The 23,035-nt window shown below is 35.4% G+C and carries 25 protein-coding genes; 24 read left to right on the top strand and 1 reads right to left on the bottom strand.

The genetic code is table 11. The features are described from left to right. Positions 1 to 183: 183 nt before the first annotated feature. The 3 genes from NBT05_RS04230 (at position 184) to NBT05_RS04220 (ending at position 2,805) form a co-directional block, all read left to right on the top strand. Entirely contained in the window at positions 184 to 1,725 is a 1,542-nt protein-coding gene (locus NBT05_RS04230) for a ribonuclease E/G (RefSeq protein ID WP_265772210.1), read from the top strand. Positions 1,726 to 1,952: 227 nt separating this feature from the next. Next, positions 1,953 to 2,384, top strand: a complete 432-nt coding sequence (locus tag NBT05_RS04225) for a hypothetical protein (RefSeq protein ID WP_265772209.1) — start codon at positions 1,953 to 1,955, stop codon at positions 2,382 to 2,384. Then, a complete protein-coding gene (locus NBT05_RS04220) occupies positions 2,374 to 2,805 on the top strand; it encodes a hypothetical protein (protein WP_265772208.1) in 432 nt (143 codons plus the stop codon). The genes NBT05_RS04225 and NBT05_RS04220 overlap by 11 nt, the downstream gene beginning before the upstream one ends. 3 nt (positions 2,806 to 2,808) lie before the next feature. Here NBT05_RS04220 and NBT05_RS04215 read toward each other — a convergent pair whose 3' ends face one another. After that, positions 2,809 to 3,396 (bottom strand): riboflavin synthase, encoded by a 588-nt coding sequence (locus tag NBT05_RS04215; protein ID WP_265772207.1) that lies wholly within the window; start codon positions 3,394 to 3,396, stop codon positions 2,809 to 2,811. Between the two features lie 103 nt (positions 3,397 to 3,499). Here NBT05_RS04215 and pdxA point away from each other — a divergent pair, with 103 nt between their 5' ends. From pdxA to NBT05_RS04110, 21 genes are all read left to right on the top strand, one after another. Next, positions 3,500 to 4,579: a 4-hydroxythreonine-4-phosphate dehydrogenase PdxA gene (gene pdxA, locus NBT05_RS04210; protein WP_265772206.1), complete on the top strand. Its 1,080-nt coding sequence runs from the start codon at positions 3,500 to 3,502 to the stop codon at positions 4,577 to 4,579. Between the two features lie 125 nt (positions 4,580 to 4,704). Further along, positions 4,705 to 5,247 (top strand): YceD family protein, encoded by a 543-nt coding sequence (locus tag NBT05_RS04205; RefSeq protein WP_265772205.1) that lies wholly within the window; start codon positions 4,705 to 4,707, stop codon positions 5,245 to 5,247. 11 nt (positions 5,248 to 5,258) lie between these two features. Then, positions 5,259 to 5,459 (top strand): 50S ribosomal protein L32, encoded by a 201-nt coding sequence (gene rpmF, locus NBT05_RS04200; protein ID WP_265772204.1) that lies wholly within the window; start codon positions 5,259 to 5,261, stop codon positions 5,457 to 5,459. Positions 5,460 to 5,626: 167 nt separating this feature from the next. Next, positions 5,627 to 6,622 carry a beta-ketoacyl-ACP synthase III gene (locus NBT05_RS04195; RefSeq protein ID WP_265772203.1) on the top strand — a complete coding sequence of 332 codons (996 nt, stop codon included), beginning with the start codon at positions 5,627 to 5,629 and terminating at the stop codon, positions 6,620 to 6,622. A gap of 25 nt (positions 6,623 to 6,647) precedes the next feature. Continuing rightward, the gene (gene accB / locus NBT05_RS04190) at positions 6,648 to 7,154 is read left to right on the top strand and encodes an acetyl-CoA carboxylase biotin carboxyl carrier protein (protein WP_265772202.1); all 507 of its coding nucleotides are present in this window, start codon (positions 6,648 to 6,650) and stop codon (positions 7,152 to 7,154) included. A gap of 114 nt (positions 7,155 to 7,268) precedes the next feature. After that, positions 7,269 to 8,609 (top strand): acetyl-CoA carboxylase biotin carboxylase subunit, encoded by a 1,341-nt coding sequence (gene accC, locus NBT05_RS04185; protein WP_265772201.1) that lies wholly within the window; start codon positions 7,269 to 7,271, stop codon positions 8,607 to 8,609. 483 nt (positions 8,610 to 9,092) lie between these two features. Then, positions 9,093 to 10,232 (top strand): F0F1 ATP synthase subunit A, encoded by a 1,140-nt coding sequence (atpB, locus tag NBT05_RS04180; RefSeq protein WP_265772200.1) that lies wholly within the window; start codon positions 9,093 to 9,095, stop codon positions 10,230 to 10,232. Between the two features lie 38 nt (positions 10,233 to 10,270). After that, the gene (atpE, locus tag NBT05_RS04175; RefSeq protein ID WP_265772199.1) at positions 10,271 to 10,468 is read left to right on the top strand and encodes an ATP synthase F0 subunit C; all 198 of its coding nucleotides are present in this window, start codon (positions 10,271 to 10,273) and stop codon (positions 10,466 to 10,468) included. A gap of 101 nt (positions 10,469 to 10,569) precedes the next feature. Continuing rightward, positions 10,570 to 11,067, top strand: coding sequence for a F0F1 ATP synthase subunit B (locus NBT05_RS04170; protein ID WP_265772198.1), 498 nt, complete (start codon positions 10,570 to 10,572; stop codon positions 11,065 to 11,067). Between the two features lie 6 nt (positions 11,068 to 11,073). Beyond that, positions 11,074 to 11,601 carry an ATP synthase F1 subunit delta gene (gene atpH, locus NBT05_RS04165; RefSeq protein ID WP_265772197.1) on the top strand — a complete coding sequence of 176 codons (528 nt, stop codon included), beginning with the start codon at positions 11,074 to 11,076 and terminating at the stop codon, positions 11,599 to 11,601. Between the two features lie 53 nt (positions 11,602 to 11,654). Continuing rightward, entirely contained in the window at positions 11,655 to 13,232 is a 1,578-nt protein-coding gene (atpA, locus tag NBT05_RS04160) for a F0F1 ATP synthase subunit alpha (protein ID WP_265772195.1), read from the top strand. A gap of 28 nt (positions 13,233 to 13,260) precedes the next feature. Beyond that, on the top strand, positions 13,261 to 13,599 hold the full coding sequence (locus NBT05_RS04155; RefSeq protein WP_265772194.1) for a four helix bundle protein: 339 nt from the start codon (positions 13,261 to 13,263) through the stop codon (positions 13,597 to 13,599). 33 nt (positions 13,600 to 13,632) lie between these two features. After that, positions 13,633 to 14,508 (top strand): ATP synthase F1 subunit gamma, encoded by an 876-nt coding sequence (gene atpG, locus NBT05_RS04150; protein ID WP_265772193.1) that lies wholly within the window; start codon positions 13,633 to 13,635, stop codon positions 14,506 to 14,508. 142 nt (positions 14,509 to 14,650) lie between these two features. Continuing rightward, positions 14,651 to 15,208, top strand: a complete 558-nt coding sequence (locus tag NBT05_RS04145; protein ID WP_265772191.1) for a hypothetical protein — start codon at positions 14,651 to 14,653, stop codon at positions 15,206 to 15,208. Positions 15,209 to 15,222: 14 nt separating this feature from the next. Continuing rightward, positions 15,223 to 16,419 (top strand): hypothetical protein, encoded by a 1,197-nt coding sequence (locus NBT05_RS04140; RefSeq protein ID WP_265772190.1) that lies wholly within the window; start codon positions 15,223 to 15,225, stop codon positions 16,417 to 16,419. Between the two features lie 287 nt (positions 16,420 to 16,706). Then, a complete protein-coding gene (locus NBT05_RS04135; RefSeq protein WP_265772189.1) occupies positions 16,707 to 18,113 on the top strand; it encodes a lipopolysaccharide biosynthesis protein in 1,407 nt (468 codons plus the stop codon). A 25-nt stretch (positions 18,114 to 18,138) separates the two neighbouring features. After that, positions 18,139 to 18,573: a dUTP diphosphatase gene (gene dut, locus NBT05_RS04130; protein WP_265772188.1), complete on the top strand. Its 435-nt coding sequence runs from the start codon at positions 18,139 to 18,141 to the stop codon at positions 18,571 to 18,573. 63 nt (positions 18,574 to 18,636) lie between these two features. Next, entirely contained in the window at positions 18,637 to 19,653 is a 1,017-nt protein-coding gene (locus tag NBT05_RS04125) for a sugar nucleotidyltransferase (protein WP_265772186.1), read from the top strand. A gap of 3 nt (positions 19,654 to 19,656) precedes the next feature. After that, the gene (locus tag NBT05_RS04120) at positions 19,657 to 21,027 is read left to right on the top strand and encodes a tetratricopeptide repeat protein (protein ID WP_265772184.1); all 1,371 of its coding nucleotides are present in this window, start codon (positions 19,657 to 19,659) and stop codon (positions 21,025 to 21,027) included. A gap of 3 nt (positions 21,028 to 21,030) precedes the next feature. Beyond that, the gene (locus NBT05_RS04115; RefSeq protein ID WP_265772183.1) at positions 21,031 to 21,804 is read left to right on the top strand and encodes a DUF4292 domain-containing protein; all 774 of its coding nucleotides are present in this window, start codon (positions 21,031 to 21,033) and stop codon (positions 21,802 to 21,804) included. Next, positions 21,801 to 23,033, top strand: a complete 1,233-nt coding sequence (locus NBT05_RS04110) for a murein hydrolase activator EnvC family protein (protein WP_265772182.1) — start codon at positions 21,801 to 21,803, stop codon at positions 23,031 to 23,033. Before NBT05_RS04115 ends, NBT05_RS04110 begins: the two co-directional genes overlap by 4 nt. Positions 23,034 to 23,035 lie beyond the last annotated feature (2 nt).

Raw genomic sequence — 23,035 nt, 5'->3', positions numbered from 1 at the left:
TTTTAATTTTAAGTTCATTGACATCGATCGTTATAATTCAGATAGAGTATCTTGAATTATTACTATCTACGTAATTGTAAAACATAGTGTTTTATGAAAGTTCTGATACTTTTTATAACATCAGGATTTTCATTTAAAAATTTGTTGAATCTCCTGTAATTTACAGGAATAAACCTTATCAGAGTGAATAAAGAATTGATAATCAGATCAGGTGACTCTACAAATTTTGCCTTGTTAAAGGACGGAAAACTTATTGAATTACATAAAGAAGAAGATAACAGCGATTTTTCTGTAGGTGATATTTTTATCGCTAAAATTAGAAAAGCAGTTCCCGGTCTAAATGCCGCATTTGTGAATGTAGGTTATGAGAAAGATGCCTTTTTGCATTACCATGATTTAGGCCCACAGGTAGCTTCTTTATTAAAATTTATTAAAGGTGTGAGTTCAGGAAAACAAAAGAACTACTTGTTAAAAGATTTTCCTTTTGAAAAAGATATTGATAAACATGGGGTAATTACCAATGTGTTAAAATCAAATCAATCTTTACTTGTACAAATTGTAAAAGAACCGATTTCGACTAAAGGTCCGAGAATCAGTTCAGAATTATCCATTGCAGGACGTTATATTGTTTTAGTTCCGTTTTCTAAAAGAATTTCTATTTCGCAAAAAATAGAGTCTAATGAAGAAAAAGACCGGTTAAAACGATTAGTAAAAAGTATCCGACCCAAAGGTTTTGGTATTATCGTACGTACCGTCGCAGAAGGCAAAAAAGTAGCAGAACTTGATAAAGATTTACAAAACTTGCTAGAAAGGTGGGAGTCTATGTGTAAAAAGATATACAAAGCGCATCACCCTTCTAAAGTTTTAGGGGAAATGAATCGTGCATCTTCTATTTTAAGAGATGTATTTAATGATTCCTTTTCATCCATTGTTGTCGACAATGAAGAACTTTACCATAATATCAAAGAAAGTGTCCTGGAAATGGCACCAAAAAAAGAATCTATCGTGAAGTTACATAATTCCCGAATTCCGATTTTCGAAAAATACGGAATAGAAAGACAAATTAAAACCAGTTTTGGTAAAACCGTATCTATGAGCAAAGGCGCTTATCTGGTCATTGAACATACCGAAGCCATGCACGTTATTGACGTGAACAGTGGTAACAGGTCAAACAAAGCAAAAAACCAGGAAGATACCGCATTAGAAGTCAATCTAATTAGCGCTACTGAGGTAGCAAGACAATTACGCCTCCGCGATATGGGAGGTATTATTGTAGTTGATTTTATTGATATGAATAATGCAAACAACCGAAGAACGCTCTTTAATCATTTAAAAGAAGAAATGAAAGATGATAGAGCAAAACATAAAATTTTACCACCTAGTAAGTTTGGTTTAATTCAAATAACCAGACAACGTGTTCGACCCGAAATGAAAATTAAAACCCGGGAAGAAAATCCAAGTGGTGGTGACCAAGAGGTTGAAGCACCTATTGTATTGTTAGATAAAATACAAGTAGACCTTGAGAAAATTTTAAAAAAGGAGCACAAAAAAGTTTCTTTAAGTGCACATCCTTTTATTGCGGCATACTTAACACAGGGTTTTCCTTCTACTAGATCCAAGTGGTTTTTAGACCATAAAAAGTGGATTAAAGTAGTACCCAGAGATGCCTATACTTATTTAGAATATCATTTTCATGACCAGGAAGGTGATTTAATTCAAGTATAAAAAATTCCAAGCCCAATCTATTCTATATAGGTTGGGCTTTTTTGATTTAATATTTCATGGAGAGTAACAAGTATATTTAGTTTAAGAAGTGAGAAAAACAATAGTTGTATTACTCCACAAATAATGTCTATTCTACGAGCTAATTAATTCATTATTAAACTTACATACGCGTGAATATTTATTTTATCTTAGCGATTCTTGCAAAATTGATATAAAATCATTTTGAAATGAATAATTCTTTAAATTTAATAGACTTCGGTATTATTGGTGATCAGTTGCCAATAGGTGAACTTTTACATTCTTCCTATAAAAGAGGGAAAGATGATGTTATCAAGGAAATAGAAGCTGATTTTCAAAAAAATTTGCAATCAGCAGCCCAATCTTCTTCTTTGCTTAAGTCCAAATTAAATGAACAAAATATTGAAGTTAAAGATATGTATTTGAAAGTAGATCATTTTTCGTCTTTTAAATGCTTAGTAATTCTTGCTAAAAATGACTATTACGATAAAACTAAGAGAAGAAAGGCTTACTCTATATCGGAAGAAATTAATAAGACTAATAATCAAATTGAATTAGATTTTTCTATAATGTCTTTTTCAAAGATGATCGAGGTTGATAATATTACTTCTGATGGTTTTATTTTAAAATATGGCAGCTAGAAAGTACAACCCTTTTGATCATGCTACCCATAATTTAAACGCTCATAAGTTTATAAAGTCAAATGGTAATTTTAAAGATTGGGAAGTTACTACGGCATTCTACACTGCTTTGAAGTTTTTTGAAGGTTCCCTTTTCCCCAACCAATATGTACATCCGGATTTAAGCAAAAAATTAGAGTTTGAGTCGTATAACGAGTACAGAAGAACCTTTAATCAATTCATAGGAGGAACGCCTCATGAAGCAATGAAATTTTTTGTGGAGCACAATACAACACAAGAGATTTGGTATTCGTATAAAGAACTTTATGATATCTGTCATTTTTCCAGATATAAAAATTATCAAATTGACAAGGAAGAATTAGAGATAGTATACACATCTTTAGAGGCAATTTGTCAATATTGTATTCAAAATCAGCAATAACACCTACCCCAACTCAGTAATCCGTTTTACATACTTTCCAATCACATCAAATTCCAGATTGACTTCCGTCCCTACTTTAAAAGTGTTGAAATTAGTATGCTCGTAGGTAAAAGGAATAATGGCAACACTAAACTGGTTGAGTTTAGAATCCACTACGGTCAGACTTACTCCGTTTACCGTAACCGAACCCTTTTCAATAGTCATATTATGTAAAGAGGCATCGTATTCAAAAGTAAAACGCCAGCTACCTTCCGTTTCCATAATTTCCGTACAAACCGCAGTTTGATCTACATGTCCCTGAACAATATGCCCATCTAACCGATCGCCGAGTTTCATCCCTCGTTCCAGGTTTACAGAAGCACCTTCCTGTAATCGATTTAAATTTGTTTTATCTAAGGTCTCTTTTATAGCAGTAACTACATAAGCATCTTTATCTTTACGTACCACCGTCAGGCAAACCCCATTGTGAGCAACGCTTTGATCTATTTTTAATTCCTTGGTAAAAGAACATTGTACCGTTAAATGCATGTTTTCCTGTTCTTTTTCAATCTGAAGAATAGTTCCTACTTCTTCAATGATCCCTGTAAACATAAATGAAAATTAAATGGTTAAATTTGCAGTCACAATAAATAGAAGTGTGCTGCACTTTATTTTCTAAAGCCACTTCAAAAATACGTATAAACAAATAGACAAAATGACGGAAGATCAAAAAATACGAGTGGGAATATCCATAGGAGATTTAAATGGAATTGGGAGTGAGGTGGTGCTTAAAACATTTGAAGACCCCCGAATGTTGGACTTTTGTACTCCGGTTATTTTTGCATCCGTAAAAATTATTTCGTTCTTAAAAAAACAGTATAAAGTGGATACAACGGTTCATGGTATAGATACGTTAGATAAAATCGTTGATGGAAAAATCAATGTGTATAACCTTTGGAAAGAATCCGTAGCGATCAATTTCGGAAAAGAAGATGAGAAAATCGGGGATTATGCAATTCGCTCCTTTACTTCTGCCGTGAAGGCTCTGAAAGAAAATGACGTGGATGTATTGGTAACAGCTCCGATTAATAAAAAAAGTATTCAGTCCGAAACCTTTACCTTTCCCGGACACACGGATTACCTTGCACAGGAACTAGAAGGGAATAGCTTGATGTTTATGATCACTGACACCTTAAAAGTGGGTTTACTTACGGATCATGTAGCCATTAAAGATATTTCCGGACATATAACCCCGGAACTTATTAAACGTAAGGTTACCACGATACATGATGCGCTCCAAAAAGATTTTGGTATCCGTAAACCAAAGATTGCAGTACTCGGAGTAAATCCGCACAGTGGGGATAATGGAGTGATTGGTAATGAGGATGAAGACGTTTTAAAACCCACCATTAAAGAACTAAATGAAAAAGGAACACTGGTTTATGGTCCCTATGCCGCGGATAGTTTTTTTGGGTCCGATACTTATAAAAGTTTTGATGCCATTATAGCTTCGTATCATGATCAGGGTTTGATTCCCTTTAAAACTTTATCTTTCGGGAAAGGGGTAAACTATACTGCAGGATTAAATAGAATTAGAACCTCTCCGGATCACGGAACTGCTTTTGAAATTGCCGGAAAAAACAAAGCGGACTTCGGTTCTTTTAAAGAAGCGGTTTTTACTGCTCTTAAAATTTATAAAAACAGAAAAGAATACGAAGAACTTACAGATAACCCTTTAAAACGGCAACCTAGAAAGTCGCGTTTTCAGAAAAAGAAATCTAATCATTTAGAATAGACCGTAGGTTGATAAAGTGAAAAACCATAAAATTTAAATTCATACGGAAGGGTTAAAAATCTAAAAAATTTAGTATCTTTGCACCCGCCTTTATCGACGTGATAAGGCGAGTAAACTGATAGGAAATGAAACCATTAAAGGAATATACCATCCCTTTTGTTGGATTGAAGATTGGCGTACATCAGTTTGATTATATAATTGACAACTCATTTTTTGAGCATTTAGCATACGAAGAGTTTAATAGTGCTTCGGTAAAAGTGGATTTGGCTTTTGAGAAGAAGTCTACTTTAATGGAGCTTAATTTTAAAGCACAGGGAACGGTTAATGTGAACTGTGATGTAACTAATGAACCCTTTGACCTAGCAGTACAAAACGAACTTTTTTTAGTAATTAAGTTTGGTGCTGAGTTCAATGATGAGAATGAAGAATTGTTGATTTTACCACATGGAGATTACCAGGTAAACGTTCAACAATATATATACGAACTGATTGTACTGGGCGTACCTTTAAAAAGAGTACATCCTGGCGTTGAAGACGGGTCTTTGGATTCGGATATATTAGACAAACTGGAAGAGTTACATCCGGGAGGAAGAGATAATAAAAAAGACCGGCAGGAAAAAGAAACAGATCCGCGTTGGGATCAATTAAAAAATTTATTAAACGATTAATTAGCTGAACAATGGCACATCCTAAGAGAAAAATCTCGAAAACCAGAAGAGATAAAAGAAGAACACATTATAAAGCAACTGTACCGCAAATTGCAACAGATCCTACAACGGGTGAAGCACATTTATATCATAGAGCACATTGGTTTGAGGGTAAATTATACTACCGGGGCCAGGTTATTATCGACAATACTGAAGAAGAAGCGGCAGCTTAAGAGTTTTATTAAAAACAATGAATAACTCTCACTATAGTGAGGGTTTTTTTGTTTTTAATCGAAAATATGGTAAAATCCTGTTATTTTAAGCCATATTTGTATCAGAATTGGTAAATTTCGGCGTTTAATTGCAATTTTGGTAGTAACGCATCACTAAAAAATTACTAATGAGTAACATCTCAGCTGCTATTACAGCCGTAGGCGCTTACGTGCCGGAATATGTATTAACAAATGCAGTTTTAGAAACACTGGTTGATACTAATGACGAATGGATCACTAGTCGTACTGGAATTAAAGAAAGAAGAATTCTAAAAGATAGTGATAAAGGCACCTCATTTCTAGGAATAGAAGCAGCAAAAGATTTATTATCAAAGACCGACGTAGACCCTTCCGAAATTGATATGGTTATCTTCGCTACCGCAACACCGGATCTGATGGTAGCAGCAACTGCAGCTTATGCTGCCAGTGCTATCCATGCTACAAATGCATTCTCTTATGATTTGCAGGCGGCATGCTCCAGTTTTTTATACGGAATGTCTACCGCTGCACGCTACATCGAATCAGGAAGATATAAAAAAGTATTGCTGATTGGTGCAGATAAAATGTCATCCATAATTGACTATAAGGATCGAACTACCTGTATTATTTTTGGTGATGGGGGTGGTGCTGCCCTATTCGAACCTAACTATGAGGGATTGGGAGTACAGGATGAATACCTTCGATCAGATGGGATAGGCAGAGACTTTTTAAGGATAGAAGCAGGTGGATCTCTTTTACCACCTACACAAGAAACGGTTGCAGATAAAAAGCATTTTGTCAGACAAGATGGTAAGACGGTTTTTAAATATGCAGTTTCTAATATGGCAGATGCCAGTTCAAAGATTATGGAACGTAATAACCTGACCAGTAAAGATGTAGACTGGTTAATTGCACACCAGGCAAACAAAAGAATTGTAGATGCTACGGCAAACCGTATGGGTTTAGCAAGTGAAAAAGTGCTGATGAATATAGATCGTTATGGCAATACTACATCAGCAACCTTGCCATTATTACTAAGTGATTACGAAAAAAAATTAAAGAAGGGGGATAATTTGGTTTTTGCTTCCTTTGGAGGTGGATTTACTTGGGGTTCCATGTATGTAAAATGGGCTTATAATTCCTAAATACTAAACACAATTATTAAACATTATGGATTTAAAAGAAATTCAGAATTTAATTAGATTTGTTGCCAAATCAGGGGCAAGCGAAGTAAAGCTTGAAATGGATGACGTAAAAATTACCATTAAAACCGGTTCGGAAGATACAAAAGAAACTACGTATGTACAGCAAATTCCGGTAAATACAGCACCTATACCGGCAGTTCCTGTTAATACTACTACACAGGCAACCTCGGCTCCTGACAATAATAAAGATGAAGCACCTAAAAGTGCTTCAAATACAGAAAGTAATCCGAACCATATCACTATTAAATCACCAATTATTGGTACGTTGTACAGAAAACCTTCTCCTGATAAACCGGTATTTGTTGAAGTTGGAGATACCATAAAAGAAGGAGATGTACTTTGTATCATAGAAGCTATGAAGCTTTTTAATGAAATTGAAAGCGAAGTTTCAGGTACCATTGTTAAAGTATTGGTTGATGATTCTTCTCCGGTAGAATTTGACGAACCTTTATTTATAGTGGATCCTTCATAGCAAATAAGTTATTAATACCAAAATACAGATAATTACAGGATAATAAACTTAAACCCTTGTTTCTAAGTAAAATATTGTAATTATTAATAGGTTACCCTCCAAACACAACTAAGTATGTTTAAAAAAATATTAATTGCTAATAGAGGTGAAATAGCCTTACGGGTTATCAGGACTTGTAAGGAAATGGGAATTAAAACCGTAGCTGTATATTCTACGGTAGATGCTGAGAGCCTTCATGTACGCTTTGCCGATGAAGCAGTTTGTATAGGACCTGCACCTAGCAATGAATCTTACTTAAAAATGGTAAATATTATCTCGGCTGCAGAAATCACTAATGCTGATGCTATTCATCCGGGTTATGGGTTCTTATCGGAAAACGCAAAATTTTCTAAAATTTGTGAGGAACATGATATTAAGTTTATAGGTGCCAGTTCTGAAATGATTGATAAAATGGGGGATAAAGCAACGGCTAAAGCCACCATGAAAGAAGCAGGAGTACCCACCGTTCCTGGTAGTGAAGGAATATTGGAATCTTATGAAGAAGCAGAAAAGATAGCCAAAGGAATGGGGTATCCGGTAATGTTAAAGGCAACTGCTGGTGGAGGCGGAAAAGGAATGCGTGCGGTCTGGAAAAAAGAAGACCTAAAGAAAGCCTGGGATAGTGCCCGTCAGGAAGCAGGTGCTGCTTTTGGGAACGATGGTATGTATATGGAGAAATTAATTGAAGAACCCAGGCATATTGAAATACAAGTAGTAGGAGATAGTAACGGTCGAGCTTGTCATTTATCCGAAAGAGATTGCTCCGTACAACGAAGACATCAAAAATTAACTGAAGAAACACCTTCTCCCTTTATGACCGATGAATTACGGGATAAAATGGGAAAAGCAGCCGTAAAAGCAGCAGAATTTATAAAATACGAAGGAGCAGGTACCGTTGAATTTTTAGTTGATAAGCATCGTAACTTCTACTTTATGGAAATGAATACCCGAATCCAGGTAGAACATCCGATTACAGAGCAGGTAGTAGATTATGACTTGATCCGCGAACAAATATTAGTAGCTGCAGGAGTGCCAATTTCTGGTAAAAATTATTATCCGCAGTTACACTCTATAGAATGCCGAATTAATGCTGAAGATCCGCATAAAGACTTTAGGCCTTCTCCTGGTAAAATTACGAATCTGCATATTCCTGGAGGACACGGAGTTCGTATAGATACGCATGTGTATAGCGGATATAGTATTCCGCCCAATTATGATTCGATGATTGCAAAGTTGATTACTACCGCGCAAACTCGTGAGGAAGCCATTAATAAAATGAAAAGGGCACTAGACGAATTTATTGTAGAAGGAATCAAAACCACTGTACCTTTTCACAGACAACTAATGGATCATCCTGATTATATTTCGGGCAACTATACAACCAAGTTTATGGAGGATTTCGAGATGAAATCGTAATTTGTAGTACTATTATAATACCCATTCGTCTCAATCTAAATTCTTACTTAAAACAACAATTAATACTAAGTAATTCTATACAATGATTTTGTTTTGGGTATATTTTGGCAGTATTGTGACGTCTGTTTTAATTTTAGTTCTGATCTACTTACTAAAAGGGGTAGTTAAAAATAAAATTGGATTTTATTATCTTGGAATTAGCTTCTTTAAACTTTTTTTATTCCTTGCAGTGTATAAATTTTACCTGAAGGATCACATCTCCTTTTCTAAAATACAGTTATTCATTCCTTTTATAATAGGTCTACTTATAGAAATTCTTGGAGTAACTAAAATCATAAAAGATTTAAAGTACTGATTAATAATTAGTTAATTGTTTTGTTTTTATCACAAACTTATTTTCTTAAATAATTTAAGAATCTAATTTAATTGCGTACTTTTGCACCCAAATTTGCACTATTAATTAAAATAGGAGTTAGGTAACGTATGAGTTTAGATTTTAATGTTTTAAAAAGAATATTAGTTTTTAAAATCTTTTTAGTAAGTGTTCTGGTTGTAGCAAAGAATGATGAAAAAAGTCAGACAGGAAATCCGGTAGATACTAAAGAAGAAATTAAAGCGTATATCGAACATCATTTACAGGATTCTCATGATTTTGTTTTGTATACTGATGGTAAAACCGGAAAACATATTGGCTTTTCTTTACCAATTATTTTATGGGATGATGGATTGCAGATATTTTCTTCATCTAAATTTCATCATGGGGAGACAGTAGCCGAAGTAAATGGCAATTATTATAAATTATACCACGAAAAAATATATAAAACGGATGCCAGTGGTACCCTTACTTTTGACGAAAAGAATCATCCTACAAATAAAAGACCGCTGGATTTTTCAATAACGAAAAGCGTATTGGGGATGATACTGGTTGGTCTACTTATGTTGTTGATCTTTTCGGCATTAGCCAGAAATTATAAAAAATCTTCGGTGCCTACAGGGTTTTCAAGAATATTAGAACCTATTGTCCTTTATGTTCGCGATGAAATAGCCCGACCTAATATTGGTGAAAAGAAGTATCGAAAATATATGGGGTTTTTATTAACGGTGTTTTTCTACATCTGGATTTCCAATTTATTTGGTCTTACCCCCTTTGGGTTTAATATAACCGGTCAGATTGCAGTAACCGTTTGTTTAGCAGTGTTTACCTTTATTATTGTTCAGTTTAGTGGGTCTAAAGATTATTGGAAACATATTTTTTGGATGCCTGGCGTACCGGTAATTATGAAAATTATTCTAATGCCAATAGAGATCTTAGGAATGTTTACAAAACCGTTTTCTCTATTAATTCGTCTGTTTGCTAACATCACTGCAGGACACTTTGTTGTAATGAGCCTTATCGCTTTAATGATAACCATGAAAGCGGCCTTTGGAGCAGTAGCTTCTACCGGTGTTTCTCTGGTATTATCACTTTTTATTACGGTAATAGAACTTTTAGTAGCTTTTTTACAGGCATTTATATTTACAATGCTATCTGCGCTATTTATTGGAATGGCAGTAGAAGAACATGATCACGAACACGCTCATGACGGAAACGTACACGGGCTTGAAGACAATTCAATTGTTTAAATAAAGACTTTGTTTAATTTTTATAAATCAATTTAGTTATGACTGGAACTCTTAATTTAATAGGAGCTGGATTAATCGTAATTGGAGGAGGAATCGGACTAGGCCAGATAGGTGGTAAGGCAATGGAAGCTATTGCTAGACAACCAGAGGCCTCAGGTAAAATTCAGACTGCGATGATCATCATTGGTGCCCTTTTAGAAGGTTTGGCCTTTGGTGCATTAATCTTAGGAAGTTAATTTTTAAAAGAATAGGGTTCCCATAACGGTTGGTTATGGGACCTATTTTAAAATCAAAATTGATCAATAATAGAAGAGCATATATAAATTATAAGTAAAGAATGGATTTATTAAATGATTTTTCACCAGGGTTATTCATTATGCAGGCGGTTATCCTGCTTATTTTAATCCTTTTGATGAGAAAATTTGCCTGGAAACCAATTTTGGATTCTGTAAACAATCGGGAAGAAGGAATCAGGGACGCATTGAAATCAGCAGAAAATGCAAGAAAAGAAATGCAAAACCTTCAGGCGGATAATGAACGTATTTTAAACGAAGCTCGGGCAGAGCGAGATGGAATGTTAAAAGAAGCCAGACAGCTTAAAGATAATATGATCGCAGAAGCTAAGGAGCAGGCACAGGCAGAAGCTGATAAAGTGGTGGCAAATGCACAGGCAATGATTGCTAATGAAAAGAAAGTTGCCATTGCCGAACTAAAAAGTCAGGTTGCTATCTTATCCGTAGAGATTGCTGAAAAAGTAGTACGACAAGAGTTAAGTGATAAAAACAGGCAAATGGAGTTGGTAGATTCTATGCTAGGTGATGTGACTTTAAAATAATTTATAATGAGTAGAGCCGCAATACGATATGCTAAAGCTGTTTTAAGTTTAGCTAAGGATCAAAACAAAATGCTGGACGTTCAAACAGATATGAAACGTATTAGCGATACTATTGAAGCTAGTGGCGAATTACGAATGGTGTTGCAGAGTCCTTTAATTAAAAGCGAAGTAAAGTTGGCTTCTCTTAAAGAAATTTTTAAAAATTCGCAGGACATCACTCAAAACCTATTTGAAATTTTAATCCGGAATAAGCGTATTGAAATTTTAGATAAAGTCGCTATAAACTACCAGCAGTTGTATGATAAAATGCATAACATACAGGTTGCTAAAGTGACTACGGCAATTCCTTTAGATGCTTCTTTAGGTATGAAAGTAAAAGCTAAAGTTAAAGAACTTACGGGCAACGAAGCGGTTTTGGAAAATATTGTAGATGAAAGTATTATCGGTGGATTTATACTACGTGTAGGGGATTTACAGTACAACGCAAGTATAAAGAATAAACTAACTACCCTACGAAGAGAATTAAGTAACTAAGCATAAAAAGAACGTACAAGAAACAAGGAAACTTGTAAATAAATATACAAACAATGGCAGAGGTGAATCCAGCTGAAGTTTCAGCAATTTTAAAACAACAATTGTCAGATTTTGAAGCTACGGCTTCTTTAGAAGAAGTCGGAACAGTATTACAAATTGGGGATGGTATTGCCCGGGTGTACGGTTTGGCAAATGCACAGTACGGAGAATTAGTACAATTTGAATCCGGATTAGAAGGAATTGTATTAAACCTGGAAGAAGACAATGTTGGGGTGGTACTTTTAGGACCTTCAACAGAGGTAAAAGAGGGAGCTACTGTAAAACGTACGCAGCGCATTGCTTCTATTAATGTAGGTGAAGGAATCGTAGGACGTGTGGTTGATACTTTAGGAACACCCATCGATGGTAAAGGTAAGATTTCCGGTGAAACTTTTGAAATGCCATTAGAACGTAAAGCCCCCGGAGTAGTTTTCAGACAACCGGTAACAGAACCTTTACAAACCGGTATCAAATCAATTGACGCCATGGTACCTATCGGCCGTGGTCAACGGGAATTGGTGATTGGTGACCGTCAGACTGGTAAAACTACCGTTTGTATTGATACGATCCTAAATCAAAAAGAATTTTACGATGCCGGAGAACCGGTATATTGTATTTATGTGGCCATTGGTCAAAAAGCCTCTACGGTTGCAGGTATTGCTAAGGTATTAGAAGATAAAGGTGCTTTGGCCTACACCACCATTGTAGCGGCAAATGCATCTGATCCGGCTCCCATGCAGGTATATGCACCCTTTGCAGGAGCAGCTATTGGAGAATATTTTAGAGATACAGGTCGGCCTGCATTAATTGTATATGATGACCTTTCTAAACAAGCGGTAGCGTATCGTGAAGTATCCTTATTACTTCGTCGTCCGCCGGGTCGTGAAGCTTATCCTGGAGATGTATTCTATTTACACTCCCGTTTATTAGAGCGAGCTGCAAAGGTGATTAATGATGATAGCATTGCTAAAGATATGAACGACCTTCCGGAATCTTTAAAAGGGAAAGTAAAAGGAGGAGGTTCGCTAACGGCATTACCCTTAATTGAAACGCAAGCAGGTGATGTTTCGGCATATATCCCAACTAATGTGATTTCGATTACAGATGGACAGATATTCTTAACTTCTGATTTGTTTAACTCCGGGGTACGTCCTGCCATTAACGTAGGTATTTCCGTATCACGAGTAGGTGGTTCTGCACAGATCAAATCCATGAAAAAGGTAGCAGGTACTTTAAAGCTAGACCAGGCCCAGTTCCGTGAACTAGAAGCTTTTGCCAAGTTTGGTTCTGATCTGGATGCCGCGACTTTAAATGTAATCGAAAAAGGAAAGCGAAACGTAGAAATTTTAAAGCAAGCACAGAACGATCCGTATACAGTAGAAGATCAAATTGCTATTATTTATGCCGGGTCTAAAAACTTATTAAAAGACGTTCCTGTAGATAAGATCAAAGAATTTGAAAGTGATTATATAGAATATCTAAACGCAAAACATAGAAGCACTTTAGATACGTTAAAAGCCGGAAAATTAACAGACGAAGTAACCGACACGCTAAGATCCGCCGTAACCGAAATCGCTGCGAAATATAAGTAGCTTAGTGTTGAGTTAGGAGTGCAGAGTTATGAGTTATATGAACGACAGCCCAATTCGAAAAAAGAGTTTTGATTTTGCTTGTGATATTGTTCATTTTGCACATGCTTTGAAAGAGAAAAAAGAATACGAGATTGCATCTCAGGTTTTGAGATCAGGAACAAGTATTGGAGCTAATATACGAGAAGCACAACGTGGTGTTAGCACTAAAGATTTTAAACATAAATTCGGAATTGCCTTAAAAGAAGCTGATGAAACTGAGTTTTGGCTCTTAGTTATTCAGGAAACGATAATGGAAATTCCCAATGATTTATTGAGGAAGTGTGATGAGCTTATTAGAATTTTGGTAAAAATTATCAAAAACTCATAACTCATAACTCATAACTCATAACTTGATAAAAGAATGGCCAATTTAAAAGAATTAAGAAATAGGATTACCTCAGTATCGTCAACGATGCAAATTACCAGTGCCATGAAAATGGTATCGGCAGCAAAGTTGAACAAAGCGCAAAGCGCAATTACCGCAATGCGTCCGTACTCGGATAAATTGACGGAATTATTACAAAGTTTAAGTGCCGCTTTAGAAGGAGACAATGCCAGCGTATTTTCAGAACAACGGGTGGTGAACAAGGTGTTAGTAGTAGCCATTGCTTCTAACCGGGGATTGGCAGGAGCTTTTAATACCAATATTATTAAAGCTTCCCGTAATCTATACGAAAATGTATACGCCGGGAAACAAGTGGATTTTGTAACTATTGGAAAAAAAGCCAATGATATCCTATCTAAAACACATACAATCGTTGCTAATGAAAGTAGTCTTTTCGAGGATTTGACTTTTAATAACGTAGTAAAGATTGCAGACCGGTTGATGGAATTATATACAAACGGAGCTTATGACCGTATTGAATTGGTATATAACAAATTTAGAAATGCTGCGTCACAGGATGTAACAGTAGAACAGTTTTTACCTATTAAACCTATCGAAGCTCCGACTACAACGGTAACGGCGACAACCACCATTGATTATATCTACGAACCCGAACAAGCGGAAATTGTAAAAGAATTAATCCCAAAGTCTTTAAAAACACAGTTATATAAGGCAATCAGAGACTCTTTTGCTTCTGAGCACGGTGCTCGTATGACCGCCATGCATAAAGCAACGGATAATGCAACCGAATTGAGAGATTCCTTAAAACTTTCATACAATAAAGCAAGACAAGCCGCAATTACTAACGAAATCTTAGAGATTGTAGGAGGTGCAGAAGCACTAAATGGATAAGTTTTATTAAAAAACACATTTAGAATTCCAACTGGTAATACAGTTGGAATTTTTTTGTTTTAAGGATTCTATCAAATTCCTTTAATTTTACGGCATAACTATTGTAATTTTATAAATACTTAAAATTGATAAAAGAAATCACATGAAATCACTTCAAAAGACATATCAGTTTAGTATGCTTATGAGTATACTTACCCTGTTTATTCAATGTGCCACAAGTCAAAATACTACAGATACTAAAAAACAAACAATGAATCAATCTCAATTTAGGATGGAAGAAAAAGCTCCGGTTGCTTTTGACCAACCTTATTTTCAGGAATGGGTGGCTGGAATTGAAGAAGGTGGTAGTGGATTCAATGTTATATTACCAATCAAAGAAACTCCGGAAGTAGAATTAAAAGAAGTCTATTTCCAGGGAAAGAAAATCGACCTGACCTTTAATCCAAATAGCAAAAGGTACTCCGGAAATTACAAACATTCGGTTTATAAAAAAAAGGATATGGTTATGAGCAATGATCCTAAAAAAGAATACGGAAACCAATTGCCTGTCATAGAAAAACCAATTCCTTTTACCCTGGAGAACAACGAAGCGGTTGTAAGTTATATGGACGGAAACGTAAAAAAATACTTTAAAATCACCGGAATCACAAAAAAAAGAATGATGGCCTTCCCGGAAGCACCACCTCGGGATAAATTCTAAGAGAATTTGAGAAGATGCATTTTTTAAAATACCTTCTTTTCCTGACTGTTTTTAGTATTCCATTTTTTAGCATATTACAAGCACAGGAAAGTACTTACGATCATAAATATAAATTTAAAGCAGAGTTAAAAGAACTAGCAGCTAAAGACGGGCAAACCGCAGCTTTTTATCTGTCTTCTATTGGTGAGTATAAAGAAGCTTTACGGACATGGGATAGTGCTGTAAAGAAAAGAACATATAAAGGTTTTAATAGTCTAAAGATTGACAGTATTTTAAATGTATACCATTTTAAAAACGCTAAAAACTTTGTCCTTCAAGAAACAACAAAAGTTAATTATACCATTCTAAATGAGGCACATCACCAACCACAACATCGAATATTTGCCAAAAGTTTATTAGAAGAATTATACAAACAAGGCTTTAAAAATTTAGCTGTTGAAACCTTATCTGTTAAAAAGAAATATAAAGATACCTTACTCAACCAAAGAAAATATCCGCTGATGACGTCAGGAAGTTATTCTAGAGAACCTCAATTTGGAGAGTTAATAAGAACTGCATTACAATTGGGATTTTGGGTATATCCTTATGATGATATGAGTGATTATAATAATCGTGAAATAAATCAGGCAAAAAATATTATAACTGGGAAGAAGGAAGGAAAAACGCTTATATACGGAGGTTTTGATCATGCTTTGGAAGGCAAACATCCATTTTGGGGAAAAGCCATGGCAGAACATTTAAAAATTTTAACCGGAGAGGATCCTTTAACCATAAATCAAATAATTTTTACAGAAAGAAGCAACGCTGAATATAATCATCCGTTGTATAATGCAATTCCGGAGTTGAAAGTTTCCAGAGTTTTGGTAGATCATACGAATTCAAGCTATCAGATCAAACAAGGTAAAGAAGGCTATTATGACATTGCTATTTTCCATCCTAAAACAAGCTATATTCACAATCGACCCAAATGGGTAAAAGCAGATGATAAAGAATGGGTTGAAATTAATATTTCAGATTTCAATATTGAATTACCGTGTCAGGTATTAGCTTTTAATATAGAAGAGAATTATAAAGAAGCAGTACCTATGGATATTGTAGAAGTTAGTGATAAAACAAAACCGTTTTTTCTAGCCTTGCCAAAAGGTAAAACTCGGATTGTTGTGGTAGATAAAAATAAGAATGTAAATGAATTTGTAAAAGAGGTAAATTAGAATTATGCAAATTTCCCTCTATGAACCTGAGCTAGGTTTCCTTTTGAAACCCGTACCGAGTTCCCCTATCGAACCCTGTATTGAGCTTTTTGAAGTGGGGGCTATAGGTGTGTCACATAAGAGTAAGCAAATAAAAAACCACTTTCAAAAACAAAACCACTATACCAACAGCAGCCCTATTTTCAACTTTCTCTTAAACAAACAGAGATTAATCGTATTTTTACTCTGTAATTTAAGACCATACACTTATTTTTCAGAAGCTTTTTAAACAGACCTTTATCTACGGCTTGGCAACGGTATTGCCCAGGATGTTTTCATTTCTGTTACTTCCGTTATATACCAATATCCTACCTGAAGATGAATACGGAAAAGTAACCATCATCTTTTCTTATTTTATCATTTGTAACGTAATCCTGGCCTACGGAATGGAAACCGCGTTTTTTCGGTTTTACCAGGAAAAATCACAACAAAAACAGGTAGTCAACACTTCTACGCTTTCTTTATTGTTTTCATCCCTCCTATTCGTAGGGATAGCCTGGACTTTTCAGGGAGCAATTGCGGACTTCGTTGAAATTGATGTTAATTATATTAAACTGGTAATTTGGATTTTATTTCTGGACGCAGTCGTTATCATCCCGTTTGCTTATCTAAGGGCATCCCAGAGGCCGATAAAATATGCTATTATTAAAATTGCAAACGTTGTAATCAATTTATCTTTGAACGTATATTTTTTGGTTTATATGTCAAAAATGATTTCTCCGAATTCTTTAATTTATCATCTTTTTGAAAACCAAAACGAAATTCATTTTATCTTTATTTCCAATTTTATTGCCAGTGCTTTTACACTACTAGCGTTGGCTTCCTTTTATTTTAAGATATCCTATAAAGTTGATGTAAAACTTTGGAAACAAATGATGCAATACGGGTGGCCGGTTCTGATTGCCGGAGCTGCTTATTCCATTAATGAAACCTTTGATAAAATCTTACTAAGTAAAATGCTACCGGATGCAATTGCAAAAGCACAGGTGGGAATTTACGGAGCTTGCTATAAGTTAGCCTTGTTTATGACCTTATTTGCTACAGCATTCCGATTAGGAATCGAGCCTTTCTTTTTTAGTCAGGCCAAAGAAAAAAACGCAGCAAACACCTATGCGCAAATTACCAAGTATTTTGTTATTTTCGGAGCAGTTATTTTTCTTTTTGTAGTGACTTTTATTGATATTTTAAAAGTATATATTGTAAGAGATCCAGTGTATTGGGAGGGAATTATAATCGTACCTATCGTATTGCTGGCAAATTTTTGTTTAGGGATTTATCACAACCTATCTGTATGGTATAAAGTTACGGATAAGACCATCATAGGGGCATATATTTCAGTAGTAGCAGCAATAATTACATTAGTTCTTAATATCCTTTTAATCCCATATATTTCCTATATAGGTTCTGCTATCGCCACCCTGGTAGCTTATAGTTTTATGATGTTAAGTTCCTGGTGGCTGGGTAGAAAACAATATCCTATCCCCTACGACCTAAAAAAAATCGGAACTTATTTTGGATTATCCATATTGTTTTCAACCCTTTCTTTTTATGTATTTGACAGCAATTATTTAGTATCTGTTCCGCTATTCCTTACGTTTTTGCTACTTTTATATTTTGGGGAACGAAAAGAGATAAGCAGAATACTAAAAAAATAAATCCCTAAAAAATTAGCTTTGTTTTATGACCGTACACATTATTAATAAATCATCTCATTCCTTACCTAATTACGAAACCATAGCTTCCGCAGGAATGGATATAAAAGCAAATCTTACCGATCCTGTGGTACTGGAACCTATGGAACGTAAAATTATACCTACCGGGCTATTTATGGAATTACCCGTAGGGATTGAAGCACAGGTTAGACCCCGAAGCGGATTGGCGATTAAAAAAGGGGTTACGGTATTAAATGCTCCGGGAACGATTGATGCGGATTATCGAGGAGAAGTTGGAGTAATTCTAATCAATTTGTCAAAAGAAAACTTCGAAATCCAAAACGGTGACCGGATTGCACAAATGGTTTTAGCTAAATATGAGCAGGCAACCTGGAATGAAGTGGACGTTTTGTCGGAAACCAGTCGGGGAGCAGGGGGGTTCGGTAGTACCGGGGTTAAATAAAAAACAGTAAAGCACATATACAAACAATTAAGGTTTCTAACAAAACCTAGATAACAACAAACAATGAAAATAATAGTTCCTATGGCAGGTCGCGGATCAAGATTGCGCCCTCATACCTTAACAGTTCCTAAACCATTAATACCTATCGCCGGAAAACCGATTGTACATAGATTAGTCACGGATATTTCTAAGGTACTGGACGAACCGGTTGACGAAATTGCCTTCATCCTGGGAGATCCCGCTTTTTTTGGGGAAGATGTGGTAGGAAGCCTAAAAGAATTGGCGGCAGAATTAAATGCAAAAGCTTCGATTTATCGTCAGGATCAACCTTTAGGAACCGGGCATGCCATTATGTGCGCTGCGGATTCCCTTTCCGGACCAGCGGTAATTGCGTATGCAGACACCTTGATTAAAGCTAATTTTAACCTGGATAAAAATGCAGATGCGGTCATCTGGGTAAAGCAGGTAGATCAACCGGAAGCTTATGGCGTCGTAAAACTGAATGAAAAAAAAGAAATCGTAGAACTAATAGAAAAACCGGAAGAGTTTGTTTCGGATTTAGCGGTCATTGGTATTTATTATTATAAAGATGTTGAAGTCCTGAAAAAAGAATTACAATACGTACTGGAAAATAATATTATCAACGGCGGTGAGTATCAAATTAATGACGGAATCAAGCGAATGATACAAAGCGGAAAGGTTTTTGTGACAGGAGAAGTTGACGAATGGATGGACTGCGGAAATAAAGCGGTGACAGTGGAAACAAATACCAGGATGTTAGGTTTTTTAGAACAAGACCAGGAACCTTTGATTGACCCTGATCTAATTCAGGATGAATCTGAAATTATCAAACCTTGTTATATTGGGAAAGGGGTAGTTTTAAATAATGCTAAAGTAGGGCCTAATGTTTCTATCGGAGACGGTTGTGTGATTGAGAATACAAGCATAAAAAATTCTTTGGTACAAACTAATACGACCATAAAAAATGCAAAACTAGACAATGCGATGATTGGTAATAACGTGCAATATGATGGCGAATTTACCACGGTAAGTATTGGGGATTATTCCGTTTTAAAATAAAATATGCTTTATAACAAGATCATTTACAAATTACTGTTAGTCCTGTTTCTGGGAGGGAAGCTTAGTGCTCAGGAAATCAAACCTCAGATGGAAATTAATGTGGATGATCTTGGCAATAATTCAGATGAGTTTCAGGAAAGTTTTTTTGAAGCCCTCAAACAAAAAGCAATTACCAATCATGAAAAAGCCGTACAAGCGTTAGAAAAATGTATTAAAATTGACAGTTCTCCAGGAATATTATATGTAGAACTCGGCAAGAATTACCAGGCTTTAAAAGTATACGATCAAGCTGAAATTCAGTTTAAGAAAGCCTTGGATAAAATTGAAGAAAAGCGGTATATTCTTGAATTACTCTATGAAACCTATTTTGTTCAGGGTAAATTTAAAGAATCCGTAGGAACAGTTGAAAAACTGGTTACGTACGACCCTTTATTTAAAGAACAACTGGCTAACTTATATTTTCTGGAAAAAAGGTATGAAGAAGCCATGAACCTTATTGACGAATTAGAAGAAGAGTTGGGTACGGATAGTTACCGGCAACAACTTCGGTTAAAAATCGGTTCAAAACTTACCAATCCGAATAGTCAGATTGCCAAATTAGAACAGAAAATCGAAAGTAATCCTAAAAACGAACAAAATTATATCAACCTTATCTACCTGTATAGTCAAAACGATCAGAAAGAAGAAGCTTTTAAAGTTGCAAAAAAATTAATAGAGAGAAACCCAAAATCCGAACTGGTACATTTAGCGTTGTACAAGTTTTACCTGAACGATAATCAAATTAACGAAGCGGTAAATTCTATTAAAATTTCGTTGGCTAGTAAAGTCGTAGATTCGGATGCAAAATATAAAGTAGTTAATGATTTTCTTATTTATATAAAAGGCAATCCGCAATATGAATCCAACTTGGTTGAAGTATCCAAAGCTTTTGACGGAGATAAGGCAGGTCCTAAAATCGCTACTGAAATTGGAAATTATTACTACGAAAAAAACCAAAAAGAACTGGCATTAAACTTCTACGAAAAAGGCTTACAAGCTAATGCTTCAGACTTTACAGTATTAAAGAGGATTTTGTTATTGCAACTAGATCTAAAACGATTTGAAAAAGCTAAAATAGGAAGCGAATTAGCACTCGAATTATATCCTACGCAACCGGTACTATATTTAGTACAAGGAGTAACTTTTCTTAATACCGATGAGGTAGATGATGCCATTGAATCTTTAGAAACCGGGGTAGATTTTGTTATTGATGACCCTAAATTGTTATCTGATCTGTACAAACAACTATCTTTAGCCTATCAAAAAAAAGGAAGCCCTGAAAAGGCAGCCGAATTTGAAAAGAAGGCAGTCGAAAACCAGCGTAAAGTACAATAATTCATGAGGAAGAAAATTGGAATATTAATAGTTATTGTCATGGTAATAACTTCTTGCGGCGGAACAAAAGGAATTGGAGGTGCAAAACTAAAGAAAATGAAAGCTGAAAAGGTTATTGACAAGTATAATACAAACACCTTTGATTTTAACACCCTGAATGCAAAACTTCGAGTAAGATATGAAGGTAAAAAACAATCGGTGAGCCCAAGTGTAACCTTACGAATGAAAAAAGACGAGAAGATATGGCTAAGTGCTAAAATGTTAGGAATTACGTTAGCAAAAGTACTTATTACTCCGGATAAAGTCAGTTATTACGAAAAAATTAATAATTCTTATTTTGAAGGGGATTTCAGTGTTCTCAGTAAATTTTTGGGGACTACTTTGAATTTTGAACAAATACAACAAATGTTGATCGGAAAAGCCATATTTGATTTGAATAGCGAAGCCTTTCAATCTTCAGTAGTATCAGATGTATATATTTTAAAACCTAAAGAAGAATTAGCATTATTTCAAAGATTATTGGCTTTCAATCCTAATACTTTTAAATTACAATGGCAACAAATTGCACAAGCTGAAAAGAACCGTAGTGCCCGGATTAATTATGAAGAATATCAAAAGGTAGCCAATCAGGATTTTCCGAAGAAAATAGAAATTCAGGCAAAGGATGAAAGTGATATTACCAAAATCAAGATTGAATATAAGACGGTAGATTACAATGCAGCTGTAAGTTTTCCGTTTTCTATTCCGAAAGGATATGAAAAAGTTAGCATTGAATGAGCATAAGTAAATTATTCGCCGTTTGTATAATTTGTTGTTTAAGCTTCAATGCATTTTCTCAAAAAACCAAGCAGGAACAGCTAGAAGAAAAACGGAAGCAGTTACGCCAGGAAATTGCTAGCATGATGCAACTGCAAGAATCCAATAAGGCTAAAGAAAAGTCAGTACTGGATGAAGTAGAAACACTGAGTTCTCAAATTCAAACCCGGCAAAACCTGATCAAGGTTACCAATCAACAAGCCAATTTACTTTCTCGTGAGATCAATGCCAACCTAAATAAAATACAAGACTACCGCAAAGAACTAAAGGTACTGAAAGAAGAATATGCCAAAATGGTAGTACAGGCACGTCGCAGCAAATCGCAACAAAGCAAAATTATGTTTTTACTATCCTCTGCTGATTTCGCTCAAGCCTATCGCAGGTTACAATACTTAAAACAATACAATGAATACCGAAGAGAACAGGGGGAACAGATTCAAAACAAAGCAACCGATTTACAACAGTTAAACCTGGACCTGGCCAAGAAAAAAGAAAATAAAGAAAAACTGGTTCAGGAAAACAAAGAGGTACAGGCAAAATTGGCTTCGCAAAAAAAACAGCAGGTAGCGCTAATGGCAACTATTCGTAGTAAAGAAAGTGTTTATAAAAAGCAAATTCGACAAAAACAAAAAGAAGCAGATGCAGTTGACCGGCAGATCGAAAAACTAATACGAGAAGCAATTGCACGAGCTAACAAAAAGAAGAAAACTTCAAAGACAGCAACTACTGGAACGGCCACTACCTTCTCACTAACCCCCGAGGATAAAAAGTTGGCCGACAGCTTTACGGCAAATAAAGGAAAGCTTCCCTGGCCGGTAGGTGCCGGCCGAATCACTAAAAAATTTGGTCGTCAACCCCATCCCACCCTACCCAATATTGAAATTAATAGTAGCGGGGTAGAACTGGAAACCAAACCTGGAGAAAAAGCAAGGGCAATTTTTGCCGGAGAAGTAATGGATATTAAAAAATTAAAAGGGGCAAGCCGTCTGGTCATCGTCAAACATGGAAATTACATAACGACCTATTACAACCTCGAGAACATCGCAGTAACCGAAGGTCAAAAGTTAGAAACAAAAGAAGTAATCGGTAACGTCCGGACAAATCCCGCAACCGGTAGGGCTATTATGAAATTCCTGATTTATCAAAATACTAAAAAACTAAATCCCCAACAATGGATTTATAGAATGTAAGA

Origin of the sequence: Aquimarina sp. ERC-38, assembly GCF_026222555.1 — a bacterium.
GTDB lineage: Bacteria > Bacteroidota > Bacteroidia > Flavobacteriales > Flavobacteriaceae > Aquimarina.
This window is presented reverse-complemented; position numbering and strand designations above follow the sequence as displayed.